The organism is Tardiphaga robiniae (assembly GCF_001618955.1).
Taxonomy (GTDB): Bacteria; Pseudomonadota; Alphaproteobacteria; order Rhizobiales; family Xanthobacteraceae; genus Tardiphaga; species Tardiphaga robiniae_A.
The window spans coordinates 1,105,524-1,129,315 of record NZ_LVYV01000001.1; the positions used below are offsets into that span (position 1 = coordinate 1,105,524).

General features: G+C 61.7%; 25 protein-coding genes. 15 read left to right on the top strand and 10 right to left on the bottom strand.

Annotation, left to right across the window (positions count from 1 at the left end):
• Window positions 1-126 precede the first annotated feature (126 nt).
• The 7 genes from dnaJ (at window position 127) to A4A58_RS05210 (ending at window position 5,218) form a co-directional block, all read left to right on the top strand.
• Window positions 127-1,269, top strand: coding sequence for a molecular chaperone DnaJ (dnaJ, locus tag A4A58_RS05180; RefSeq protein ID WP_068730262.1), 1,143 nt, complete (start codon window positions 127-129; stop codon window positions 1,267-1,269).
• Window positions 1,270-1,361: 92 nt separating this feature from the next.
• Window positions 1,362-1,964: a class I SAM-dependent methyltransferase gene (locus A4A58_RS05185; RefSeq protein ID WP_068730263.1), complete on the top strand. Its 603-nt coding sequence runs from the start codon at window positions 1,362-1,364 to the stop codon at window positions 1,962-1,964.
• 45 nt (window positions 1,965-2,009) lie between these two features.
• Window positions 2,010-2,588: an NADPH-dependent FMN reductase gene (locus tag A4A58_RS05190; protein ID WP_068730264.1), complete on the top strand. Its 579-nt coding sequence runs from the start codon at window positions 2,010-2,012 to the stop codon at window positions 2,586-2,588.
• Between the two features lie 6 nt (window positions 2,589-2,594).
• Window positions 2,595-3,311, top strand: a complete 717-nt coding sequence (gene pyrF / locus A4A58_RS05195) for an orotidine-5'-phosphate decarboxylase (protein WP_068730265.1) — start codon at window positions 2,595-2,597, stop codon at window positions 3,309-3,311.
• Window positions 3,312-3,334: 23 nt separating this feature from the next.
• The gene (locus tag A4A58_RS05200) at window positions 3,335-3,637 is read left to right on the top strand and encodes a DUF1330 domain-containing protein (RefSeq protein ID WP_068730266.1); all 303 of its coding nucleotides are present in this window, start codon (window positions 3,335-3,337) and stop codon (window positions 3,635-3,637) included.
• Between the two features lie 119 nt (window positions 3,638-3,756).
• Entirely contained in the window at window positions 3,757-4,572 is an 816-nt protein-coding gene (dapB, locus tag A4A58_RS05205; RefSeq protein ID WP_068730267.1) for a 4-hydroxy-tetrahydrodipicolinate reductase, read from the top strand.
• 22 nt (window positions 4,573-4,594) lie between these two features.
• Window positions 4,595-5,218, top strand: coding sequence for a 2,3-bisphosphoglycerate-dependent phosphoglycerate mutase (locus tag A4A58_RS05210; RefSeq protein ID WP_068730268.1), 624 nt, complete (start codon window positions 4,595-4,597; stop codon window positions 5,216-5,218).
• Window positions 5,219-5,244: 26 nt separating this feature from the next.
• Here A4A58_RS05210 and A4A58_RS05215 read toward each other — a convergent pair whose 3' ends face one another.
• On the bottom strand, window positions 5,245-6,036 hold the full coding sequence (locus A4A58_RS05215) for an alpha/beta fold hydrolase (protein ID WP_068730269.1): 792 nt from the start codon (window positions 6,034-6,036) through the stop codon (window positions 5,245-5,247).
• 170 nt (window positions 6,037-6,206) lie between these two features.
• Here A4A58_RS05215 and A4A58_RS05220 point away from each other — a divergent pair, with 170 nt between their 5' ends.
• The 3 genes from A4A58_RS05220 (at window position 6,207) to A4A58_RS05230 (ending at window position 9,827) form a co-directional block, all read left to right on the top strand.
• Window positions 6,207-6,857, top strand: coding sequence for a GntR family transcriptional regulator (locus A4A58_RS05220; RefSeq protein WP_068730270.1), 651 nt, complete (start codon window positions 6,207-6,209; stop codon window positions 6,855-6,857).
• Window positions 6,854-8,383, top strand: coding sequence for an aldehyde dehydrogenase (locus A4A58_RS05225; protein WP_068730271.1), 1,530 nt, complete (start codon window positions 6,854-6,856; stop codon window positions 8,381-8,383). Before A4A58_RS05220 ends, A4A58_RS05225 begins: the two co-directional genes overlap by 4 nt.
• 76 nt (window positions 8,384-8,459) lie before the next feature.
• Window positions 8,460-9,827, top strand: a complete 1,368-nt coding sequence (locus A4A58_RS05230) for an MFS transporter (protein WP_068730272.1) — start codon at window positions 8,460-8,462, stop codon at window positions 9,825-9,827.
• A 44-nt stretch (window positions 9,828-9,871) separates the two neighbouring features.
• Here A4A58_RS05230 and A4A58_RS05235 read toward each other — a convergent pair whose 3' ends face one another.
• Both A4A58_RS05235 and A4A58_RS05240 read right to left on the bottom strand, forming a co-directional pair.
• Entirely contained in the window at window positions 9,872-10,753 is an 882-nt protein-coding gene (locus A4A58_RS05235) for a bifunctional helix-turn-helix domain-containing protein/methylated-DNA--[protein]-cysteine S-methyltransferase (protein ID WP_349509569.1), read from the bottom strand.
• A gap of 81 nt (window positions 10,754-10,834) precedes the next feature.
• A complete protein-coding gene (locus A4A58_RS05240; RefSeq protein ID WP_068730273.1) occupies window positions 10,835-11,353 on the bottom strand; it encodes a DUF2244 domain-containing protein in 519 nt (172 codons plus the stop codon).
• Window positions 11,354-11,375: 22 nt separating this feature from the next.
• Between A4A58_RS05240 and nth the strand changes: the two genes are divergently transcribed.
• Window positions 11,376-12,137, top strand: coding sequence for an endonuclease III (nth, locus tag A4A58_RS05245; protein ID WP_068730274.1), 762 nt, complete (start codon window positions 11,376-11,378; stop codon window positions 12,135-12,137).
• Here nth and A4A58_RS05250 read toward each other — a convergent pair.
• Window positions 12,134-12,886: a sulfate transporter family protein gene (locus A4A58_RS05250; protein WP_068730275.1), complete on the bottom strand. Its 753-nt coding sequence runs from the start codon at window positions 12,884-12,886 to the stop codon at window positions 12,134-12,136. The two genes, nth and A4A58_RS05250, sit on opposite strands and share 4 nt — an antisense overlap.
• 140 nt (window positions 12,887-13,026) lie before the next feature.
• Here A4A58_RS05250 and A4A58_RS05255 point away from each other — a divergent pair, with 140 nt between their 5' ends.
• Genes A4A58_RS05255 through A4A58_RS05265 form a run of 3 tightly spaced genes read left to right on the top strand, consistent with a single transcriptional unit; the run spans window position 13,027 to window position 16,206 of the window.
• Window positions 13,027-14,409: an ABC transporter substrate-binding protein gene (locus A4A58_RS05255; protein WP_068730276.1), complete on the top strand. Its 1,383-nt coding sequence runs from the start codon at window positions 13,027-13,029 to the stop codon at window positions 14,407-14,409.
• Window positions 14,410-14,462: 53 nt separating this feature from the next.
• Window positions 14,463-15,341, top strand: coding sequence for a carbohydrate ABC transporter permease (locus A4A58_RS05260; RefSeq protein ID WP_068730479.1), 879 nt, complete (start codon window positions 14,463-14,465; stop codon window positions 15,339-15,341).
• Window positions 15,342-15,354: 13 nt separating this feature from the next.
• Window positions 15,355-16,206, top strand: coding sequence for a carbohydrate ABC transporter permease (locus tag A4A58_RS05265; protein ID WP_068730277.1), 852 nt, complete (start codon window positions 15,355-15,357; stop codon window positions 16,204-16,206).
• Between the two features lie 9 nt (window positions 16,207-16,215).
• Here A4A58_RS05265 and A4A58_RS05270 read toward each other — a convergent pair whose 3' ends face one another.
• Window positions 16,216-17,103, bottom strand: a complete 888-nt coding sequence (locus A4A58_RS05270) for a YiiX/YebB-like N1pC/P60 family cysteine hydrolase (RefSeq protein ID WP_068730278.1) — start codon at window positions 17,101-17,103, stop codon at window positions 16,216-16,218.
• 194 nt (window positions 17,104-17,297) lie between these two features.
• Here A4A58_RS05270 and A4A58_RS05275 point away from each other — a divergent pair, with 194 nt between their 5' ends.
• Entirely contained in the window at window positions 17,298-18,692 is a 1,395-nt protein-coding gene (locus A4A58_RS05275) for a flavin monoamine oxidase family protein (protein ID WP_068730279.1), read from the top strand.
• A 5-nt stretch (window positions 18,693-18,697) separates the two neighbouring features.
• Here the strand turns inward: A4A58_RS05275 and A4A58_RS05280 are convergent, their stop codons facing one another.
• The 5 genes from A4A58_RS05280 to rpmI form a co-directional block, all read right to left on the bottom strand.
• Window positions 18,698-19,465 (bottom strand): sulfite exporter TauE/SafE family protein, encoded by a 768-nt coding sequence (locus A4A58_RS05280; protein ID WP_244499667.1) that lies wholly within the window; start codon window positions 19,463-19,465, stop codon window positions 18,698-18,700.
• Complete coding sequence (pheT, locus tag A4A58_RS05285) at window positions 19,462-21,867, bottom strand: phenylalanine--tRNA ligase subunit beta (protein WP_068730281.1); 2,406 nt, start codon at window positions 21,865-21,867, stop codon at window positions 19,462-19,464. Before pheT ends, A4A58_RS05280 begins: the two co-directional genes overlap by 4 nt.
• Window positions 21,864-22,946: a phenylalanine--tRNA ligase subunit alpha gene (pheS, locus tag A4A58_RS05290; RefSeq protein ID WP_068730480.1), complete on the bottom strand. Its 1,083-nt coding sequence runs from the start codon at window positions 22,944-22,946 to the stop codon at window positions 21,864-21,866. The genes pheT and pheS overlap by 4 nt, the downstream gene beginning before the upstream one ends.
• Before the next feature lie 178 nt (window positions 22,947-23,124).
• Window positions 23,125-23,484 (bottom strand): 50S ribosomal protein L20, encoded by a 360-nt coding sequence (gene rplT, locus A4A58_RS05295; RefSeq protein WP_068730282.1) that lies wholly within the window; start codon window positions 23,482-23,484, stop codon window positions 23,125-23,127.
• 68 nt (window positions 23,485-23,552) lie between these two features.
• Window positions 23,553-23,753, bottom strand: coding sequence for a 50S ribosomal protein L35 (rpmI, locus tag A4A58_RS05300; RefSeq protein ID WP_068730283.1), 201 nt, complete (start codon window positions 23,751-23,753; stop codon window positions 23,553-23,555).
• Window positions 23,754-23,792: the final 39 nt, after the last annotated feature.

Sequence of the window (23,792 nt, forward strand, 5' to 3'; positions counted from 1 at the left end):
GAGGGTTGTTTTTTGTCAGGCGGGCCTTGTTAGGCAAGTTTTGTTAGTGCGGGAGTAGCATCTTCATCGATGCGTTCTTCTGGGATGCTCCTCGGGATGAGGACCAATTTCGGGCGGATCTGACTGATGTCCACCAAGCAATGTTACTACGAAACGCTGGAAGTCGAGCGCACCGCCAATGAAGCGGTTCTTAAGACGTCGTTTCGCAAGCTTGCGATGAAATGGCATCCGGACAAGAATCCAGGCGATGCCGCCGCTGAAGTGAAGTTCAAGGAAATTGCCGAGGCCTACGACGTCCTCAAGGACGGCGACAAGCGCGCGGCCTATGACCGCTATGGCCATGCGGCCTTCGAACAGGGCAATGGCGGCGGCGGCGGTCCGGGCTTCGGATCCGGCTTCGCCTCCTCCTTCTCCGACATTTTCGAAGACCTGTTCGGCATGGCCGGGCAGCGCGGCGGTGGCCGCAGCGGCGGCCGCGAGCGCGGGGCCGATCTTCGCTACAACATGGAAATCACGCTGGAGGAAGCTTACTCCGGGAAGACCGCACAGATCGAGATCCCGGTCGCGGTAACCTGCGAAGCCTGCTCCGGCACCGGCGCCAAGGCCGGCACCAAGCCGAAGGCTTGTTCGACCTGTGGCGGCGCCGGCCGCGTCCGCCAGGCCCAGGGCTTCTTCACGCTGGAAAGAACCTGCCCGAGCTGTCAGGGCCGCGGTCAGATGATCGAGGATCCATGCCCGAGCTGTTCCGGCGCCGGCCGCGTCGAGCGCGAGCGCACACTCTCGGTCAACATTCCGGCGGGCGTCGAGGACGGCACCCGCATTCGTCTTGCCAATGAAGGCGAGGCCGGCGCGCGCGGTGGCCCGTCGGGTGATCTCTATATCTTCCTGTCGCTGGCCTCGCACGACTTCTTCCAGCGCGATGGCGCGGACCTGCATTGCCGCGTGCCGATCTCGATGGTGACCGCGGCGCTGGGCGGCGAATTCGAAGTGCCGACCATCGAAGGCGGGCGCAACAAGGTCAAGGTTCCCTCGGGCACCCAGTCCGGGCGCCGCTTCCGCGTTTCATCGAAAGGCATGCCGGTGCTGCGCTCGCGCCAGACCGGCGACATGTATGTCCAGGTCGTCGTGGAAACGCCGCAGAACCTGACGAAAAAGCAGCAGGAGCTGCTGGCCGAATTCGAGAAACTATCTTCGGGTGCAACGCAACCTGAAGCCGCGGGTTTCTTCACTAAGGTCAAGGACTTCTTCGGAACGCGGACAGGCTCCTGACGTTGGAAGCTTGACCGTTTCTATTGTTGCCTATACCTCTTTATGACGAAATTCTGACGTTCCGCACGTTCCGCGGTCTGCCTGGAAGCGACATGCCTCTGCACTCGTCCGCGCGTACGTTGAAGAAGCCGCTCCGTCTCGACGACGAGGTTCGCTTCCTCCGTTCATGGATCGATAAGCCGCTGCATATGGGTGCCGTGATGCCGTCGGGCAAAGCTCTTGCCCGCACCATGGCGCAATATGTCGACAATGACGCGACTGGTCCGGTCATCGAACTTGGACCCGGCACCGGCGCGATCACCTCTGCGCTGGTTGCGCATGGGGTGGACCAGAAACGTCTGGTGCTCGTCGAATTCAATCCCACCTTCTGCGCACTGTTGCGGGAGCGCTATCCGCAGGCGACGATCGTTCAGGGTGACGCCTACACATTGCGCGATACACTGTGGGATGTGCTGAAAGAGCCCGCCTCCGCCGTTGTTTCCGGCCTGCCACTGGTCACCAAGCCGATGCTGACGCGCCTCAAGCTGATCCGCGATGCCTTCGCGGCGATGTCGCCGAACGCGCCCTTCGTACAGTTCACCTATTCGGTGGCGCCGCCGATCCCCAAATCGCTGCCCGGCGTGTCCACAGAGGCCTCCGACCGGATCTGGATGAACCTTCCGCCGGCGCGCGTCTGGGTGTATCGCAAACGCTAGTGCCGGCCGCGATCGCGCGGTGGCTTCGCCCCGACGATCGGAATCATGGCTGCGATCAAGATCCTCGTTATTCCAGGCTCGCTGCGCACAGGGTCGCTGAATGCGAAACTCGCGGCTGTGGCCGTTGACGCGCTGGTTCGCGCCGATGTCGATGCCACCAGGATTTCGCTCGGCGACTTTCCGCTGCCGATCTATGACGGCGACCTCGAGAGCAATTCCGGCGTACCGAAACATGCGCTCGATCTGAAGCGTATGATATCGGCGCATCATGGTGTGCTGATCGTGACGCCTGAATACAACGCGTCGCTGCCGCCGCTGGTGAAGAATACGATCGACTGGATCTCGCGCGTGGAAGACACGCATGAGAGCAAGGGCCAGGTGTTTCGCGAGCGGCCGTTTGCGATTGCGGCGGCTTCGAATGGGCGGCTTGGCGGTGCGCGCTGTTTGCAGGCCTTGCGGCTGGTGCTGTCGGCGTGTCGCGCGATGGTGATCCCGAACCAGCTGACGCTGGCGTTCGCCGGTGAGGCCTATGACGATATGGACCGGCTGAAACACGCCGCCGACAAGGATGCGATGACGGCGATGGTACGCCAGCTTATCGATGTCGCGCAGCAGATGAAGTGAGATGAGATGACGTTGCAACCCATTGATCCCCGCGACCGCCTGATCGTCGCGCTTGATTTGCCCGATGTTGACGCGGCCGAAGCGATGATCGCGCGGCTCGGCGACAGCGTGACTTTCTACAAGATCGGCTATCAGCTCGGCTATGCCGGCGGCCTGCCGCTGGTGCGCAAGCTCGCCGATGCCGGCAAGAAGGTATTCGCCGACCTGAAGATGCACGACATCGGCAACACCGTCGCGCGCGGCGTGGAGAGCGTGGCGAAGCTCGGCGCGACCTTCCTCACCGTGCATGCCTATCCGCAGACCATGCAGGCCGCGGCCAATGCCAGCAAGGGCTCCGGCCTGAAGATCCTCGCGGTGACAGTACTGACCTCTTACGACAACGAGGATCTGAAAGCCGCGGGCTATCAGCTCGGTGTCAGCGATCTCGTCGCCGCGCGTGCGCAGCAGGCTCAGGCGCTCGGTATCGATGGTCTCGTCTGCTCGCCGGAAGAGGCGGCGAACCTGCGCAAGTATATCAAGCCTGAGATGTGTCTGGTCACGCCCGGTGTGCGCCCTGCGGGCAGTGACGTGGGCGATCAGAAGCGGATCATGACCCCGGCACGCGCGATTGCCGAAGGTTCGGACTATCTGGTAGTCGGCCGTCCGGTAATGGAAGCTGCTGATCCGAAGGCTGCGGCCGAGGCGATCGTGGCCGAAATCACGCAGGCACTGGCGAACAAGTAAGAACGGGACAGGGAGAGAGACAGATGGCCAAGGCTTACTGGATCGCACGTGTCGACGTGCACAATATGGACGGTTACAAGCAATACGTGGCCGAGAACGGCCCGGTCTTCAATAAATTCGGCGCCAAATTCCTGGTGCGCGGCGGCCAGTTCGAGGCCAAGGAAGGCACCTCGCGTTCGCGCAATGTAGTGCTCGAATTCAAGGACTATGCGACCGCCCTGGCCTGTTACAATTCGCCGGAATACCAGCGACTGGTGGCGATGCGCAGCCCGCACGGCGAGAGCGACCTCGTGATCATCGAAGGGTATGACGGTCCGCAGCCTTGAGCCGCAGGGCCTTAAGCATGTGTCTGATCTGATTGGTATCTAAGGACTTTAGGTACCGTGGCGTGTTGCCGCCGCGGCAGCACGCCGCTATACCGCCTTGAGATACTGAGGATCGTTCAATGTCTGATATGAGACTGATCGTTGCTGGCGCCGGCGGCCGAATGGGCCGCGCGCTGATCCGCACCATTTCCGAAACCCCCGGCGCAGTTCTCGCCGGCGCTCTGGAAGCGCCGGGTTCGGAGCTGCTCGGACAGGATGCCGGCGTGCTCGCCGGTCTGCCGGAGAACGGCGTTAAACTCTCGGCGGATCTCTGGACGCTGTCGAAGGATGCCGACGGCATTCTCGATTTCACCGTTCCTGCCGCGACTATCGCCAATGTCGCCATCGCCGCCCAACGCGGTCTCGTCCATGTGATCGGCACCACCGGCCTGTCGTCGTCGGACAACGCCGTGATCAAGAGCGTGACCGGTCAGGCCATCGTCGTGCAGTCGGGCAATATGAGCCTCGGCGTCAATCTGCTGGCGGCGCTGGTGAAGCGCGTCGCGCAGTCGCTCGATGATGGCTTCGATATCGAAGTATTGGAGATGCACCACAAGGCCAAGATCGACGCGCCGTCGGGCACGGCTTTCATGCTGGGGCAGGCTGCTGCCGAGGGTCGCAAGATTCCGCTCGAGCAACATTCGGCGCGTGGCCGCGATGGTCTCACAGGCGCGCGGAATACCGGCGATATCGGCTTTGCCTCGTTGCGCGGGGGCACTGTCGCTGGCGATCATACGGTGATCTTCGCCGGTCCCTATGAACGCATTGAGCTGTCGCACAAGGCCGAGGATCGCATGATCTTCGCCCATGGTGCGCTGAAGGCAGCGATGTGGGCGCATGGAAAAAAGCCCGGTTTGTATTCGATGGCTGACGTGCTCGGCCTTGGTGATATGTAAGAAGAACGAAACGGAATTTTCGATGAACGAACGTCTTCTCGTCCTCGTCCGGCACGGACAGAGCGAATGGAATCTGAAGAACCTTTTCACCGGCTGGAAAGATCCTGATCTCACCGAGAAGGGCGTCGCAGAGGCCAAGGAAGCGGGCCGCAAGCTGAAGGCGCAGGGTCTAACGTTTGACATTGCCTTCACCTCGGCGCTGACCCGCGCGCAGCACACGCTCGACCTCGCGCTGGCCGAGATGGGCCAGACCGGTCTGCCGATCACCAGAAATCTGGCGCTGAACGAGCGTGACTATGGTGATCTCTCCGGCCTCAACAAGGACGATGCTCGCGCCAAATGGGGCGAGGAGCAGGTCCATGCCTGGCGCCGCTCCTATGACGTGCCGCCGCCCGGCGGCGAAAGCCTGAAAGATACGCTGGCGCGTACGCTGCCGTACTTCGTGCAAGAGATCCTGCCCTGCGTGCTGCGCGGCGAGCGCACGCTCGTTGCCGCGCATGGCAATTCGCTGCGCGCACTGATCATGGTTCTGGAGAAGCTGACGCCGGAAGGCATTCTGGCCCGCGAACTCGCGACCGGCGTGCCGGTGATCTACCGGCTCAATGCCGACGCTACGGTGGCGTCGAAACTCGATCTGGCGGGTTGATTGACGCGCTCGGTTGCGTGGCGCGGCTAGCGCGCCATCGCAGCCGACACGAAATCCGAGATCGCGTCGAGGAAGACGTCCGGCTTTTGCAGCTGTGGGACATGCGCGCAGCCCGGAAGCACGACCAGCCGTGCATCAGGTAATCCGGCAGCGAGTTCTTTCGACATGGCAGGCGGCGTGGCTTCGTCATGTTCGCCGACCAGCACCAGGACCGGAACATTGACGCCGCCGATGGCGGGCCGCAGGTCCAGCGTTGCCAGTGCTTCGCAAGCAATCCGGAACACCACAGGATCCGTGCGCAAAAAGGCCTCGCGGCGATCGCGCATCAGCTCCGGGTTCTGCTCCTGAAATTCAGCGGCGAACAAGCGTCGCATCGCGACATCGGTGACCGCAGGCAATCCCTTGGTCGATGCTGCCATCGCCATGTTGCGAAACGCCTCGCGGCCGGGTTCGGAAAACGCGGCGCCGCAATCGGCGAGAACCAGCCGGCCTGCGATGCCAGGGTGGCGGATCGCCATCTGCAGGGCAACGAAACCACCATAGCCGTTGCCGAGCACGATCGTTTCCGCGCCGTCGCCGCATTCCCTGACGGCCTCCGCCATGCGGTCCGCAACCGCCGCCAGTCCGCCGCTTACGGCGTCTGATCCCCCAAAGCCCGGCAATTCGGGAACAATGACACGGTGGGTTTTGGCCAGCGACGGCACGATCCGATCGAAGCTTGCCCGGTCAGACAGCAGCGAGTGAAGCAGCACGATGGCCGGTCCTTCGCCGAATTGCGCTGCATTGACGGTGCCGTTTACCAAGCGCCGATCTGCCATTTCGCCTCTCCCATCAAAAGCTTCCAGCCCGCAGCCTGATCGGCTGTCGCATCTGCCTGCCCTGTTGTGTCCCGGACCGGAGGCCAAAAGCAAGTCTCCAATCTCGTAAATCTGACTTGACGTGATATTTCACGAGATGCATCTTGAGCGGAGAATCGGAGGAAATATCCGTGCTTCTTCGAGATAATGTCTACAATAGCCTCAGGTCTGATATCCTGATGTGCCGCTTTCTGCCAGGCGATGATATGCGGGAGCAGGAGCTGGCGGAGCGCTACGCGGTCAGCCGCCAGCCCGTACGTGAGGCTTTGCTGCGGCTGGAGCGCGAGCATCTCGTGACGGTGCAGCCGCGCCAGGGTTATCGGGTCAATCCGATCTCGATCTCGGACGCCCGGGACCTGTTGCGGTTTCGCTATGCGGTCGAGCCGGCCTGTGTGTCGGAAGCGATCGAGCATGCCTCGGACAACATCCTGCGCGGATTGGACCAGTACAGGTCGTTCGACGGCTCGGGAGAAGATTTCATCGATTACAACCGCGCCTTCCACATCGCGCTGGCACAGGCATCCGGCAACCGGCGCATGGCGTCGGCCGCGCGCGATCTGATCGAACAGGCCGATCGGCTGGTGCGTATCAGCATCGCCAACGTCAAGGGCCGCGATCACATGCAGCTCGTGGGTGAGCACGTCAGCCTGATCGACGCCATGCAGCGCCGCGACCAGCGCGGCGCGGCGCGCATCATCAAGGCCCACATCGAGAAAACAGAAAAGCGCGTGCTGCCTGCCCTGGCGCGTAACGCGATCATCGTCGAAGGAAGAGATCTATGAACATTCCAGCAAAAACCGGCTCCATCGATGTCGAGATTCACGGCAACTTCGTAGACGGCCGCGAAGTCGAGGCCGGCAACGGCGAGATGATTGACGTGCGCAACCCGGCCACGGGCGACGTCATCGCGCGAATTCCCAATTCGACCGCAGCCGATATCGATCATGCCATGAAGAGCGCCCGCGCGGCGTTCGAGGGACGTGCATGGGGCGGCATGGATACGCGTGCCCGTGCGCGCCTGATCAATAAGCTCGCCGATGCGTTCGAGGCCAACCTCGACACGCTGTATCGGCTGGAAACGTTGAACAACGGCCGTCCGGTCAACGAGACACGTGCGCAGCTCTCGCGCCTCCCGGACTTCTTCCGCTACTTCGCGGGCGTCGCCCTAGCGCGGCGCGATTCCGTCATTCCGGTTGAAGGCGCCTATCTCAACTATACGCTGCGCACGCCGATCGGGATCGTGGCGAACTGTACGCCGTTCAATCATCCGCTGATGATCCTGTGCAAGTCGCTGGCTGCCGTTCTGGCCACCGGTTGCGTCACCGTCGTCAAGCCGTCGGAATATACGCCCCTGACCACGTTGAAGCTCGCGCAGATCTTCACCGAAGCCGGCCTGCCGTCGGGCGTATTTAATATCGTGCTCGGCTACGGCCCGAGCGCCGGCAGGATGCTGTCCGAACACCCTGACATCAACAAGCTGGTGCTGACCGGTGGCACCGAAGCCGGGCGCATCGCCGGATCGTCCGCGGCGAAAGTGTTCGCGCATCAGACCATGGAGCTCGGCGGCAAGACGCCTGTCATGGTGTTCGACGATTTCGATGTCGAGCAGGCGGTCAATTATGCCGCTTTCGGCGCCTTCATCGGTGCTGGCCAGACTTGCGTCTGCGCTTCCAGGCATATCGTGCAGGCCTCGATCTATGACGAGTTTGTCGCCAAGCTGCAGGCCAAGACGAAGTCTATTCGTATCGGCGATCCGTTCGATCCCAACACGCAGCTCGGCCCGGTGATCTCGGCGCGCCAGCGTGACCGCGTGCTGTCCTATGCGCGTTTCGGTCACGAAGACGGTGCCCGGCTGGTTGCTGGCGGCGTTGCGGCAAAGATAGCCGGTCACGAAAACGGGTTCTTCGTGGAGCCCACGGTATTCGCTGATGTTCGGTCGGACATGCGCATCTTCCAGGAAGAGGTGTTCGGTCCATTCACATCTGTCACACCGTTCAAGGACGAGGCCGATGCGTTGCGTCTGGCCAATGATTCCCCATTCGGACTTGCAGCGGCCATTCGCACCCGTGATGTCGCGCGCGCGCATCGCGTCGCTGGCCGCGTCAAGGCGGGGATCGTCTGGATCAATGATCATCATCGCCTCGATCCCGCATCGCCCTGGGGCGGCGTGGACGACAGTGGCATCGGCCGTGAATGCGGCACCGAAAGCTTCGATGATCACTTCAACACCAAGAGCGTGATGGTGGCGACAGGCGATGGCCCGTTCGACTGGTATCGCGACACGGCGGGGCAGAAGCGACTGAACTAGAGCAAAGCGATCGCCAACAGATCCCCCACAGAGGGACGGCGCTAATCGACATGGAAATACACAGGGAGAGACGACGATGCCGACATCAGTAAATGCGGGCGGCCGGTTGGACCGGCTGCCGATCGGGCCGTTCCACTACCGCATCATGACGTTGATCGGGATTGGAATGTTCTTCGACGGCTTTGACATCTACATCGCAGGAACAGTGCTGGGCGTGACGCTCAAGAGCGGCTTCTCGACACTCGCCGAGAATGCGCTGTTCATTTCGGCGACGTTCTTCGGAATGATGCTCGGCTCGTTCGGCACCGGCTTTCTCGGTGATCGCTACGGCCGTCGGTTCTCCTACCAGTTCAATCTGTTGCTGTTCGGCGTGGCATCGCTTGCGGCGGCATTCGCACCAAACATGACCATCCTGATCCTGTGCCGCTTCGTGATGGGTCTCGGACTCGGTGCCGAAAACGTGGTCGGCTACTCGACGATGACCGAGTTCGTTCCCGCGCGTTCGCGCGGCAAGTATCTGGGGCTGATGGCCGTCTGCGTCGTCAGTGGCCTGCCGGTGGCGCTACTGGTGGCCTCGTTCGTGGTGCCGATGTTCGGATGGCGCGCCATGTTCGTGCTGGGCGGCGTCGGTGCGCTGGTGGTCTGGTACATGCGCAAGAACCTGCCGGAGTCGCCGCGCTGGCTCGAGGCCGTCGGCCGCCACAAGGAGGCAGAGGCGCTCATGCAGAAGATCGAGAGTGAGGCCGCCCAAGGCAAGCCGCTGCCGCCGGTGACCACGGTCCCGACCGTGCAGGCGTCCGGCCAGCTGTCGTCGCTATTCGCGCCCCCGCTGCTGTCGCGCATGATCGTCGGTTCGGTCTGCCTGATCACCATTAATACATTGCTGTATGGCTTTGTGACCTGGCTGCCGGTGTTCTTCATCAAGCAAGGATTGAGCGTCGCGACGTCGTTCAGCTATTCGCTGCTGATGGCGTTGGGCGCTCCGGTCGGCTCGGCCATCGGTGCGCTGACGGCGGACCGTTGGGGCCGCAAGCCCACCATCATTGGCGCGTCGATGGTTGCTGTGGTGCTCGGCGCCATCTATCCGATGATTTCCGATCCTCTCCTGTTGCCAGCCGTCGGCTTCGCTCTGACGATCCCGATCTACGTGCTAGTCGCCCTGCTGTTCGGAATCTACATCCCCGAACTCTTCCCGACTGAAGTGCGCCTGCGGGCATCGGGCATCGTTAACACGCTGGGTCGTGGTGCAACTATTGTGACGCCGTTCCTGGTCGTGACGTTGTTCGAAGCGCGTGGGGTTGCGGGCGTGATGGCGCTGATGATCGGATTGCTGATGCTGCAGATCATCACGGTCTGGGCGTTCGGCATCGAGCCACGGAACCGCAGCCTCGAAGAGATGAAGACCGACGAGTCTGCGGCGCCCGTGCTGAAGGAAGCGTCCTGATCGTTCAATTCCGACAGGCCGCAGCAAACTGCGGCCTGTCGGAGCTAGTTCGCCCCGACGTGCCCGGCTTCCCAGCCGATCATCGCCTGCTTCCGCGTGATGCCCCAGTGATAACCCGTCAGCGCGCCGGACTTGCCGAGCGCGCGGTGGCACGGCACCACGAAGGAAATCGGATTCTTGCCGACGGCGGCGCCGACGGCGCGTGCGGCCTTCGGGTTCTCGATCTTGCAGGCGATGTCTGAATAGCTGACGGCGCGGCCCATCGGGATTTTCAGCAGCGTTTCCCAGACACGGACTTCGAAGTCGGTGCCAATCAGCACCACCCGCAACGGCTGGTCCGGGCGCCATAGCTTGCTGTCGAAGATGCGCTGCGCCAGTCCGGCCGTGCCGGGAGTGTCCTCGGTCAATGTGGCGGCCGGCCAGCGCCGGCTCATGTCGGCGAAAGCGCGCTGTTCGTCGCCGGGATCGGAGAAAGCGAGACCCGCAAGCCCGCGGTCACTGGCGATCACGATCGCTGTGCCGAACGGCGAGGGATGGAAGCCGTAGCGCAACTCCATGCCGGCGCCGCCGGTTTTCCATTCTCCGGGCGACATCGCTTCATGGGTTACGAACAGATCGTGCAGCCGGCCCGGGCCGGAAAGGCCGGAGTCGAGCGCGGCGTCGAGGACGCTGGCGGAATCGCGCAGCAGGTGCTTGGCGTGATCGAGCGTCAGCGCCTGCATGAACGCTTTCGGTGTCAGTCCGGCCCAGCGGCGGAACAGGTGGTACAGCTCGTCCGGCGTCACGCTCGCGGCGTCCGCCACGGCCTCGATGTTCGGCTGGTCCCGCCACTGTGAGTGCATGAAACCGATGGCACGGCGTACGGAATCGTAATCGCGCAGGGCCGCGTCGCGCTGGCCCGGCTTGATCGGGCGATGCTCAGTCATCGCTAGGTCTCTGGCAAGATTCATCATGATATCGATGTAGGCCTGCTCTGGCGCGCAAACCACCCGTTTCCCGATCGGTCATCAGCTCACCGGATTATAGGTCGGGCCGCGTTTGGCGGCCTGGAGCGCTTCCATCAAGGCTTTGATGAAGCTTGCCTTTTCCTCCGCACCGAGGAACCGTGCGATCGACACCCGACGGCCGCGCGACACCAGAAAAAGCTGCTCGATGCCGAATTCGGCGTGGCACACCTGATCGATCTGCACCCAGAGCGGATTGAATGCCCATTCCACGACGTCGCCTGATGGGCTGACCCGGCGGACACGGATTTCCGACGGCGTGACCGTGATCTCTTCGGTGGCCCTGGCGCGTCTGTCGTAGATCTTGAAGGCGATATAGATCGCCAGCAGGTCGAGGCCGAAAAAGCCGAGCACCGGCCAGGCGCCCATCAGCAGGAAGGCCATCCCCGCGCCGAACGAGACCGCGCTGATGAAACCCATGAGCACGAGGAAGCCCTTGCGACCCAGCGCGCGATGCGGACGCAGCAGCGCGCTGAACAGCATCGGTTCCTGCAGGACGTCAAAGTCGTTGCCTGATGTCATGGTCCCTCAGTATATCCCTTTGATGCCGAAAATCACCCGCAAGCTCCCCGCCAGCACGAAATCCAGTCCTGCAAAGAAGGTTGTAGCGAAAGCGGTCAAGGCGCCTGCGAAGAAGATAGCCAAGTCGAAGCCCATTAAGTTGAAGCCTTGGACCAAAGCCCAGGTCCATGAAGCCTTCTCACGCTTCCGCAAGGCCAATCCGGAGCCCAAGGGCGAGCTCGAACATCTCAACTCCTACACATTGCTGGTTGCAGTGGTGTTGTCCGCGCAGGCGACTGACGCCGGCGTCAACAAGGCAACGCGTGCGCTGTTTCCCATCGCCGATACGCCGCAAAAGATGATCGATCTCGGCGAAGAGACGGTGCGGGAATATATCAAGACCATCGGCCTCTATCGCACCAAGGCGAAGAACGTTATCGCGCTGTCGGAAAAGCTGATCCGCGAATTCGGCGGCGTCGTGCCGCGCACCCGCGCCGAAATCGAGTCACTGCCGGGCGCCGGGCGCAAGACCGCCAATGTCGTGCTCAACATGGCGTTTGGCGAGCACACGATGGCTGTGGACACCCATGTCTTCCGCGTCGGCAATCGCACCAACATGGCGCCGGGCAAGAACGTGCTGGACGTCGAACTCGAATTGGAGCGCGTGATCCCGCATGAGTTCATGCTGCATGCCCATCATTGGTTGATCCTGCACGGCCGCTATACGTGCCTGGCGCGCAAGCCGCGCTGCGAGGTATGTCTGATCAACGATCTATGCCAGTGGCCGGAGAAGACGGTGGTCTAAGCGACCGGCATCTTCGTCACGCGACCCGGCTCGATCAGCTCCGGTCGTGGTCCGCTCAATCGCTTGTGCATATGGACCATGAAGGCCATGCCAAACAGCGGCGTGGCCAGGTTGACGATCGGGATAGAGACGAAGGCCGCGATGAACAGCCCGGCGGTGAACACCGTCGCCGCATGCTGCTTGCGCATCGCCTTGGCGTCCGCCGGCGAGCGGAACCGCATGGCGGCCAGCTCGAAATATTCGCGGCCGAGCAACCATGCTGTGGCGATGAAGAAGACAACGAAACCAATGCCGGCGAAGAATACGAAGGGTAGCGCGATCAGATAGACCGCAATGGTCAGCAGCGCGGTCTTGCCGCCTTCGGTGATGGCGAGCCCGAATGGCAATGCGACGCCGATCCGCTCCGCGGGATAGTGCTCGCGCTCGACGATATCGGCAACATCATCGACGAACACGCTGGCGACCAGTGACGTAATCGCTGGCATTAGAAAGATTGCGCCGACGACGACGCCGAGACCAGCGGCAATCGACAAGATCCAGGACAGCACATTGATCATCATGTGGTAGTCCGACCCGATAGCACGTTCGGCCCAGACGCCGCCCGAAGTGGCGGCCCAATTCAATAGCCGCTGCATGCCGACCGCCAGGACGGTGATTAAAACCAGGGCAAGTCCGATCGACTTCCACAGGATGCTGCGCATCTGCGGTGAAAGAATTTGCGATAGCGCCTTGGCGACAGCGACGAGCATCCGATTTTCTCCTTGCAATCACGAAGACGTAACCCTTGCGAAGTTGTCAGACAAGTGCAGCGCAGCATCGACTTCTTCACTGGACGGATAAATAGAAAGGGGTAGTCTCAAGAAAAACAATCATCAGGGAGGACGACGTCTTGATCACCAAGGGTACCCGTGCGCTTGTTTTCGCCACTGCCGCTTCCGGCTTGTTTCTGACCGCAGCGCCCGCCTTCGCGCAGCAAAGCATCACCGTCTGGTTCAGCAAGGGGTTTTATAAATCCGAAGATGAATCGCTGCTGGCGGCGATCAAGAAGTTCGAAGACAAAACCAAGATCAAGGTCGAACTCTCGCAATATGCCATTCAGGACATGATCCCGAAGACCGTGGCCGCGCTGGATTCCGGCACGCCGCCAGATGTCGCCTATGCCGACACTTACGATGTGCAGGCATCCGGCAAATGGGCCTTCGAAGGCAAGCTGGAAGATATCACCGACATCCTAAAGCCGATGATGGATAAATTCGCGCCGAATACGGTCGAGACGGCCTATCTGATGAACGGCCAGACCAAGAAGAAAGCCTATTACGGCTTTCCGCTGAAGCAGCAGTCGATGCATGTGGAGATCTGGAGCGATCTGCTCGAGCAGGCCGGCTTCAAGGTCAGCGATATTCCCAAGGACTGGAAGGGTTATTGGTCGTTCTGGTGCGACAAGGTCCAGCCGGCCTATCGCAAGGCGTCAGGCAGCCGTGCCTATGGTGTCGGTCAGCCAATGGGCGTGGAGTCCACGGATTCGCTGCAGTCATTCTACACCTTCATGGATGCCTATAACGTCAAGCTGGTGGACGATGACGGCAAGCTTCTGGTCGATGACCCCAAGGTCAAGGAGGGCCTGATCGGCGCACTCAGGGACTATACCGACACCTATATCAAGGGCTGTACGCCGCCGTCCTCGACGACGTGGAAGGACCCCGACAACAATGTCGCCTTCCACAACAAGAGCATCATCATGACCCACAACTTCACGATTTCGATCGCGGCGAAGTGGTTTGAGGATTCGCAAAACCAGACGTTGACGCCGGAGCAGCGCGCGGCCGGAAAGAAGGCCTATGAGGACACGATTGTCACGGCATCGTTCCCGCTGAAGCCGGACGGCACGCCGATCAAGTATCGCTCCGACGTGAAGACGGGCATGATCTTCTCGCAGTCGAAGAACAAGGCGGGCGCCAAGGAGTTCGTCAAGTTCCTGATGGAAGAAGAAAACCTCGGTCCGTATGTCGAGGGCGCGCTGGGGCGCTGGTTCCCGGTGACCAAGGCCGGACAGGCAAGTCCGTTCTGGCAGGCCGACAAGCATCGCAAGGCAGTCTACACCCAGTTCACGGGTGGCACCTCGTCGTTCGATTTCGTGAAGAACTACAAGTTCACGATCCTCAATAACGAGAACGTCTGGGCCAAGGCGATGAACCGCGTGGTCAGCGAGAAGGTGCCGGTCGAGAAGGCCGTCGATGAGTTGATCGCCCGCATCAAGGAAATCGCGGGTTAATCCGAGACAAAGCCGGCCGCCCTTCGCGGCCGGCTTTTGCAATGGTGTACAGCATGGCCACGATCACCTATCCCGCTCCCGCCGATACGTTGCCACGCCGGCCGTGGTCGGCCCGCCTGACGACGCCGCAGGTCTGGGGCATCGTCATGCTGGCGCCCTATCTGCTCGTCTTCGCCGCTTTCGTGGTCTATCCGATCGGTTATGGCTTGTGGCTGGCGCGGCACCCGGCGAGTTACGTCGCGCTCTATAACGATCCGGTGTTTGCGCGAGCGGTCGTCAACACGCTGATCTTTCTGATCGTCGGCATCAATCTCAAGATGCTGGTGGCGCTGTTCCTGTCCGGATTCTTCGTGCAGTCGCGCACCTGGATTCGTTGGCTGTCGGTGCTGTTCATCCTGCCCTGGGCGGTGCCGTCGATCCCGACCATCCTCTCGGTCCGCTTCATGTTCAATCCCGAATGGGGTGTGATCAATAACCTGATCTTCAAGTTCACCGGCGAGGACGGGCCCAACTGGCTGAATGACCCTGCCATGGGCCTGACGCTGGCGATTCTGGTGCACATCTGGAAGTCGCTGCCGTTCTGGACGCTGATCCTGATGACAGGGCGTCTGGCGATCTCGACCGACATGTTCGAGGCCGCCGATGTCGACGGCGCCAGCTGGTGGCAGAAATTCCGCTTCATCACCTGGCCGTCGATGCAGACGCTGTATCTCACCTGCACGCTGCTTTCGATGATCTGGACGCTTGGCGACTTCAACAGCGTCTATCTGTTGACGGGAGGCGGGCCAGCGGATCTCACTCATGTTCTGTCCACATTGGGGATTCGCTATCTCCGTCTCGATCAGCTCGACATGTCGATGGCATCCATCGTTTGTGCGATGCCGCTTGTGCTGCCGCTGGTCTATTTCATGATGAAACGGCTCTCTCGATGAAGAGGTTCACCCCATGAGAGTGCCAACGCTACGAGAGGTCGGCACCGAAGCGCGGTTGCTGCTGATCGGCATTCCCGTGCTGATCTGGACGCTGATTCCGATCTATCACATGTTCTTGTTCGCGATCTCGCCGAAGCAGGATGCGTTCGCCGGCAAGTTGTGGCCCGACCATCCGACGCTGAACAATTTCAGAATCGTGTTCAATCAGCAGCACTATTTCCTGCGCGATTTCTGGGCGCAGTTCCTGAACTCGGTCGTCATTGCCGTGGCGGTTGGCGCGCTGACGCTGGTGATTGCGACATCGGCCGCCTTTGCGATCAGTCGCCTGCGCGTCCGCGGCGGCCGAACGGTGATGAACATGGCGCTGTTCACCTATTTCATTCCCGCCGCATTCCTCGCTGTGCCGATGTATCGCACCATGGGTAATTACGGCCTGCTCAACAATCACTGGTCGCTGATCCTCGCGATGGTGACCATTGCTTCGCCCTATGCGATCTGGGTGCTCAAGCAGGCGTCGGACAAGCTACCGCTCGAGCTTGACGAAGCCGCCATCATGGACGGCGCGACGCCGCTGCAACTGTTTCGCATGGTCTATGTGCCGCTGATGTTGCCGTCGCTGGTCGCGATCGGCACTTATGCGCTGCTGCTCGCCTGGAACGAATATCTCTACGCCTTCCTGCTGCTGTCCAAGGATACCGAGATCACGCTACCCGTCGCGCTCGGCAATTTCCTGGCCGCTGATGACTCGCCTTGGGAATTGCTGATGACCACGGGCTTCATCTACGCACTTCCGCCGGCTGCGGTGTATTACGCATTCCGGCGCTACATGGTCGGCGGACTCACAGCGGGCGCGGTCAAGTCCTGAAGTGGCGGATCAGGCGATCAGCCTGATCCGAGGCCCGCTCACGTCTTCGTTAGCCACTTCCGCTTCCGTGTCAGTCGTTTCAGGAATGAGCGGCGACGTGCCGAAGGCGTCCGGAAATGGATCGAAAGTGCCCGCCACCTCCAGGAGCGGCTTCTGCTTGTCGGCCCAATGCAGCGCCGTGTAGTCGAATCCGAGTTCGATGTTAGGCTTCACCACTTCGAAATAGGGCGAGATATCGAAATCCCTGGGCATATACAGCGATGAATCGCGGATATGTAGGATCTCGCGGCGGGCCAGGCGGCTGCCGGCGCGCGTAATTTTCGGCAAAATAGGATAGCGCACGGCATCGAAAGCCTGCGCGATCAGCGCCGAACAGATGATCTTGGTCGGATCGCCGGAGCCGAAAGCGATCATGCGCCGCCGCCAGCGCTGCGGCACCGGCAGCGGGATCAGGAAGCGCATCAGGTCGAGAATGTTCTTGGTGTCGTAACCAAAGCCAATCCGGTTGATGGCGTAACGACACACAGTGACGCGGTCCTCGTAGGACAGACCGACCGGGCGGCACAGCCGGGTGTGGAACGGATAATATTTCGACAGCGGTGCCGAGGTGACACCTTCGCCGATATTGGCCTCGATCAGCACATGGGGCTCGCCATTCGGCTCTGCAGCGCCGTCGATCGGCCCGACATAGAGCGCGGCATGCGACCAGGTCGATTGCGTGAGATATTTGATGATGCCGGAGACGCGATTGTTGCCTTCGACCAGCAACACATCACCTTCCTGGATGATACCGCGCAGGCGTTCGGGGTCGCTCGGCGTGAAGGGCTCGTAGCCGGGCAGCTCCTTCTGCAGATATTTGGCGATCAGTTTCCCGACCGTATCGAGCATGAGGCCCATGATCGTGACTCCCCCAGCGCGGTTCATGTCGACCGCTTTCCCTGGCTCCATCATGGTCGAGAGCCATTGCAATTTGGTTCATGCCCACGCGGCGCTGGTGACGATTGATTCACCACGACGGTTGCCGCACACCCTCGAATACGACAAGGTTCGCTGGACGTTCTCATGCATCATAAAATTTCGGAAACCATGTCATGACAATTTCACGCCGGGATTTCCTGTCGGCGTCCGCAGCATTGACGCTTGCGCCGCTGTTCGGCGCAAGGGTATTGGCCGCGCCGCTGCCACGGGATGCTGACATTGTCGTGATCGGCGCGGGCGCCGCGGGCATTGCTGCGGCGCGTCGCATCCAGGCGGCCAATCGCAAGGTGATCGTGGTCGAGGCCTCCAGCCGGATTGGCGGACGCTGCATGACGGACGCGACAAGTTTTGACGTTCCGTTCGATCGTGGCGCGCGCTGGCTGCACACGCCTGAAACCAACGCAGTGGTGAAGCTTGCCCGGCCGGTGGGAATTGATGTCGCGCCATCGCCGCCGAGCCAGAAGCTGCGCATCGGCCGTCGCAATGCCCGTGCCGGCGAGACCGAGGAATTGCTCGCTGCGGTGGTGCGCGCCAATCGCGCGATCGACGAGGCAGCGCGCCGTGCGGACATCTCCTGCGCCGCGGTGCTGCCGAAGGACCTCGGGGACTGGGCGGGCACGATCGATTTCGTGCTCGGGGCCTATGCGACTGGCAAGGACCTCAAGGATCTCTCGACGCTGGATCTCTCGCGCGCGCAGGATCGTGCCATCGATGTTGCCACGCGACAGGGGCTCGGCGTGTTGATGGGCAAACTTGGCGAGGCCGTCCCGGTGGCGCTGTCGACGCCTGCGACGCGCGTGACCTGGAGCGGACGTGATATTGGCGTTGAGACAGCGTCGGGGCGCATTGCGGCGCGGGCGTTGATCATCACTGCGTCGAGCAATGTGCTGTCGTCGGGGGCGATCAAGTTCACGCCGGAACTGCCAAAGCGGCAGCTCGACGCGGCGGCAAAACTCAGCCTCGGTAGCTATGACCGTATCGCGCTACAGTTTACTGGCAATCCGCTCGGGCTGGGTCGCGATGAGCTGATGGTCGAGCAAAGCACGAGCACACGTACCGGTGCGCTGTTTGCGAATATTGGCGGGTCATCGCTGTGTACCGTCGATGTCGCCGGCGCATTCGGCCGCGACCTTGCAACTCAGGGCGAGGCCGCGATGGTGGCTTTCGCTGTTGAATGGCTGACGAAGCTGTTCGGCTCCGATATCAAGGCCGCGATCAAGCGCTCCGCAACGACGCGCTGGGACGCATCACCATTCGTGCTGGGGGCGATGTCGGGTGCGGCTCCGGGAGGACAGGCGTCACGCCGCATTCTATCCGAGCCGATGGGCAATCTTTTTCTCGCCGGCGAAGCCACGCATGAAACATTGTGGGGCACCGTGGATGGTGCGTGGGAAAGCGGCGAGCGCGCTGCGGAGGCGGCGCTCAAGAGGATCGGCGCAATGAAAGAGCCGGAACCGGAGAAGCCCGTGCGCACGAAGCGTCGGCAGCGGTCGAGCGGAGCTGAGTAGGAACGCTAGCGGAATAGTCCGTCGAACAGCGGCAGACTAATCAGCGCCGAGACGGCGATCAGTGCGTAGCAGATCTTGCGGAAGAGCTCGTCGCTCGCCTTGCCGAACAGTTTCGAGCCAATCCACAGGCCGAGGCCAAACAGCGGACCAGTGATCACTGCAAGGCCGAGAATGGCCGTGCTCCACAGTCCACCGACCGTGTAGCTGATGATGATCAGCACGTCGGCGACGGCGAAATACAGAATGATGTTTGCGCGCGTGACAGCAGCCACGGCTGCGTCTCGCAGCCAATACATCACTATGGGCGGGCCGCCGAGTTGCGCCAAGCCACCGAAAAAGCCGGCGACGCCGCCGACGCCGACCGTCACCGGTACGGTCGGCTTACCGGGATAGCGCCAGCCGGAGATCAGTAGCGTCAGCATCGTGACGATCAGTGCGACGATGCCCCAGCGAACAGTCAGCGGATCGGCCCAAGCCAAGGCCATCGTGCCAAGCGGCACGCCAACAAGTGCGCCCAGCGAAATGATGCTGACGTCGCGCCTGTCGGCTCGTCTTGCGGCGTTCGGGATCAGCGTCAGCGTGGTCGAGAAGTCGATCAGCAGCAGCAGGGGCGACGCGACCTGCGCGCCGGCGACGCTTGAGGCGAGCGGCATGAAGATCAGCGCCGAACCGAAGCCCGAAAACCCGCGGGCCAGTCCGGCGATGAAGGCGGTAACGGTGATAAAAACGAGCGACGTGGTCGAATACTGGACCAGGCCGAGTGATTCCATCATGCGCGCAACGTGCCGCCCGTCTTCTTCGCTACTTCCGCCACGATCTTCGTTGCCACCGCATCGATTTCCTGATCGGTCAGGGTCTTCTCGCGCGGCTGGATCGTGACCGCAATTGCCACCGACTTCTTGTCGTCGTCGATGCCCTTGCCTTCATAGACGTCGAACACCGTCACATCGGTGACCAGCTTCTTGTCCACGCCGGCTGCGGCACGCACGATGTCGCCGGACATGACCTTGCGATCGACGATGAAGGCGAAATCGCGCGAGACCGGCTGGAATGCCGAAAGCTCCAGCGTCGGCTTGGCACGCGTCGCCTTCTGCTTGGCGTCGGGAATGCGATCGAGGATCACTTCGAAGGCCATCAACGGGCCGTCGGCACCGAGTGCTTCGAGCGTGCGTGGGTGCAGCTCGCCGAAATAACCGAGGACGTTCTGCGGACCGATCTGGATCGTACCCGAACGGCCGGGATGCAGCCAGTTCGCGCCACCAGCCACGATCTGCAGCGCCTGCATCGGCGCGCCGGCAGCTGCGAGAACTGCAAATGCATCGGCCTTGGCGTCGAGCGCGTTCGCAGCGCTGGCGCCTGACCAGTGACGGCCGTTGCCCGCCGACGAAGCGAGACCACGCCGCACGCCGGATGCAGCCATGAACTGATCCTGTGGGCGGTCGCCACGGAATATCTGGCCGACTTCGAACAGTGCGAGATCGGACGAGCCACGATGCGCATTGGCTTGAGTGGCCGCGATCAGTCCGGGCAACAGGCTTGGGCGCATGTCGGAGAGATCGGCGGCGATCGGATTGGCCAGCGCCAGCTCAGGCGCGCCGCCGCCGAACACTTCGGCATGCGGTTTCGAGATGAACGACCATGTCACGGCCTCGACGAGGCCGCGCGCCGCCAGTCCACGCTTGGCGCGGCGGGTGCGCTGCTGGATTTGCGTCAGCACCGGCTTGCGCGGGGCGTCGCCACGCGGGAATGGTGTCATCGGCACCTTGTCGACGCCGAAAATGCGCATGACCTCTTCGACGATGTCGGCCTTGCCGGTCACGTCGCTGCGCCATGACGGCACTGCGACCTTCACCACGGGGCCGCTGCCGGCCACCATGAAGCCGAGATGTGTCAGGATGCGTCGCATCTCCGGAAATGGGACGTCGATGGCGGCGAGGCGCTTCACTTCAGCGATCGGGAAGTCGATGATGCGGTCGTCACCGTAAGGTTTGCCGACCACGATGCTCTCCGACGGCGTGCCGCCGCACAGCTCCATCACCAGCTTGGTCGCCAGTTCGAGGCCGGGCACCATGAACACCGGATCGACGCCGCGCTCGAAACGATAGCGTGCGTCGGAATTGATCCCAAGCCTGCGGCCGGTCTGTGCGATGTTGATCTCGTTCCACAGCGCGGATTCGATCAGCACGTCGGTGGTCTCTTCCGAGCAGCCGGATGCTTCGCCGCCCATGATGCCGGCCAGCGATTCCACGCCGTTGTCATCAGCAATGACGCAAGCCTTGCTGTCGAGCGTATAGGTCTTGCCGTCGAGCGCGAGCAGCGTCTCGCCGTCGCGGGCGCGGCGCACAACGATATCGCCCTTCACCTTGGATGCATCGAACACATGCAGCGGACGCGCGCGGTCGAATGTCAGGAAGTTGGTGATGTCGACCAGCGCATTGATCGGACGCAGACCTATCGAGGTCAGCTTCTTCTGCAGCCACTCCGGCGACGGGCCGTTCTTGACGCCGCGCACGAGACGCAGCGCGAAGCCGGGGCACAGCTTGGCGTCTTCGACGGTGACTTTCATCGGGCAGGGGAATTCGCCCTTGATCGGCTTGATGCCGGGATTCTTGAACACGCCCATGTCGGCCGCGGCGAGATCGCGCGCAATGCCCGACACGCCGGTGCAGTCCTGACGGTTCGGCGTCAGGTTGATCTCGATGACGGGGTCGCCGAGCTTGGCCCAATCAGGATAGATCGCGCCGACCGGCGCATCGGACGGCAGTTCGATGATGCCATCGATATTGTCGGGGAGTCCGAGTTCACCAGCCGAGCACATCATGCCCTGGCTTTCGACGCCGCGGATATTGCCGAGGCCGATGGTGAAATCCTTGCCTGGAATATAAGTTCCGGGCCTTGCGAGGACGGTCTTCAGTCCCGCGCGCGCATTCGGCGCCCCGCAGACGATCTGCAGCGGCTTGTCATCGCCGGCATTGACGGTGCAGACGCGCAACCGATCTGCATTGGGATGTTGCACAGCTGTGACGATCTCGGCGATCGTGAACGGCTTCAGCAGCTTCGCCTTATCGTCGATATGTTCGACCTCGAGCCCGATCATGGTGAGCTTGTCGGTCAGCGTCTTGAGCGACTCGTCAGTGTCGAGATGATCCTTCAGCCAGGAGAGGGAGAATTTCACGTGCTCAGTCCTCCGGCCAGCGTCGGTACTTCAAGCGGCTTGAAGCCGTAGTGATTCAGCCAGCGCACATCGCTTTCGAACAGCTGGCGCAGGTCGGCCATGCCGTATTTCAGCATTGCGATACGGTCGATGCCCATGCCCCAGGCAAAGCCCTGATAGACGTCCGGATCGATGCCGCAGGCGCGCAGCACATTTGGATGCACCATGCCGCAGCCCAGAATCTCCAGCCAGTCTTCGCCTTCGCCGAAGCGGATCTCGTTCTTGTCGCGGCGGCACTGGATATCGACTTCCAGCGACGGCTCCGTGAACGGGAAGAACGACGGGCGGAAACGCATATTGACGTTGTCGACCTCGAAGAAAGCCTTGCAGAATTCGTGCAGGATCCATTTGAGGTGGCCGAGATGCGAACCCTTGTCGATGACCAGGCCTTCGACCTGATGGAACATCGGCGTGTGGGTCTGATCGCTATCGCTGCGATAGGTGCGGCCTGGGCAGATCACACGGATCGGCGGCTGCTGGCTCAGCATGGTGCGCACCTGAACCGGTGACGTATGCGTGCGCAGCAACAGGCGCGAGCCGTCTTCCTTCGGATTGAAGTAGAATGTGTCGTGCATCTCGCGGGCCGGATGGCCCTCGGGGAAGTTCAGCTTGGTGAAATTGTAGTCGTCGGTCTCGATATCCGGACCTTCGGCGACGGCGAAGCCCATATCGGCGAAGATCGTCGTCAACTCGTCCCAGGTCTGGCTGAGCGGATGAATGCGGCCGAGTTCGGCCGGGCCGTCGCGCAGCGGCAGCGTCACGTCGATGGTCTCGGAAGCGAGGCGTGCATCGAGTGCGGCGGACTTCAGCACGTCGCGGCGCGCGGTCAGTGCCTGCGTCACCGCATCCTTGGCCAGGTTGATGGCCGCGCCTTCGGTCTTGCGCTCTTCCGGCGACATCTTGCCGAGCGTGGCGAGCAGCGCGGAGATCGAACCTTTCTTGCCGAGCGCGCCGACGCGCACCGCTTCGAGCGCGGTTTCGTCGGAGGCATTGGCAATATCAGCCAGGATATTCTGTTGGAGCGTCGTCAGATCGGACATCAGCAACCTCGATGAGAGAGGCGGGCGCCTCTTGCTGTCTTCGCGTCCGACGGAAGGCCGGGCACCAGTTTCTACAGTACGGGTATCACAGGGATTAAGACGTCAATGGCCGGGACAGGAGCGCGTGAACGCTTCTGCCCGGCCATGACAATGTCGATGAATACGCGGAGTGGAGAGCTTACGCTGCGAGAGCAGCTTTGGCCTTCTCAGCAATCGCGTTGAACGCCGCCGGCTCGTTGATCGCGAGATCCGAGAGCACCTTGCGGTCGACAGTCACGCCGGACTTGGCGAGACCGTTGATAAACACGCTGTAGGTCATGCCGAGCGGACGGACGGCAGCGTTGAGACGCTGGATCCAGAGTGCGCGGAACGTACGCTTCTTGCGCTTGCGATCGCGGAACGCATATTGGCCGGCCTTGTCGACGGCGGCCTTTGCGGCGCGGATGGTGTTTTTGCGGCGACCGCGGAAACCCTTGGCGGCCTTGTAGACTTTCTTATGCTTGGCGTGAGCCGTCACACCGCGTTTTACGCGAGCCATGACTGATCTCCTTCATCTGAAATAACAAAAGGGGTGATATCCGCCGCAATGAAGCGGCGTAAGGGCGATCAGGCGTTTGGCAGAAAGTACTGCTTGATGTTGTCGCCGTCGGTCTTGAACAGCACGCGGGTGCCGCGGAGCTGACGAATCTGCTTCTTCGTCCGCTTGATCATACCGTGGCGCTTACCGGCATGGGCGGCCATGACCTTACCCGTTCCGGTGACTTTAAAGCGCTTTTTAGCGCCCGACTTGGTCTTCAGCTTGGGCATTTGGCTCTCCTATGGCCACGCAGAAAGCGCCCCGAAAGG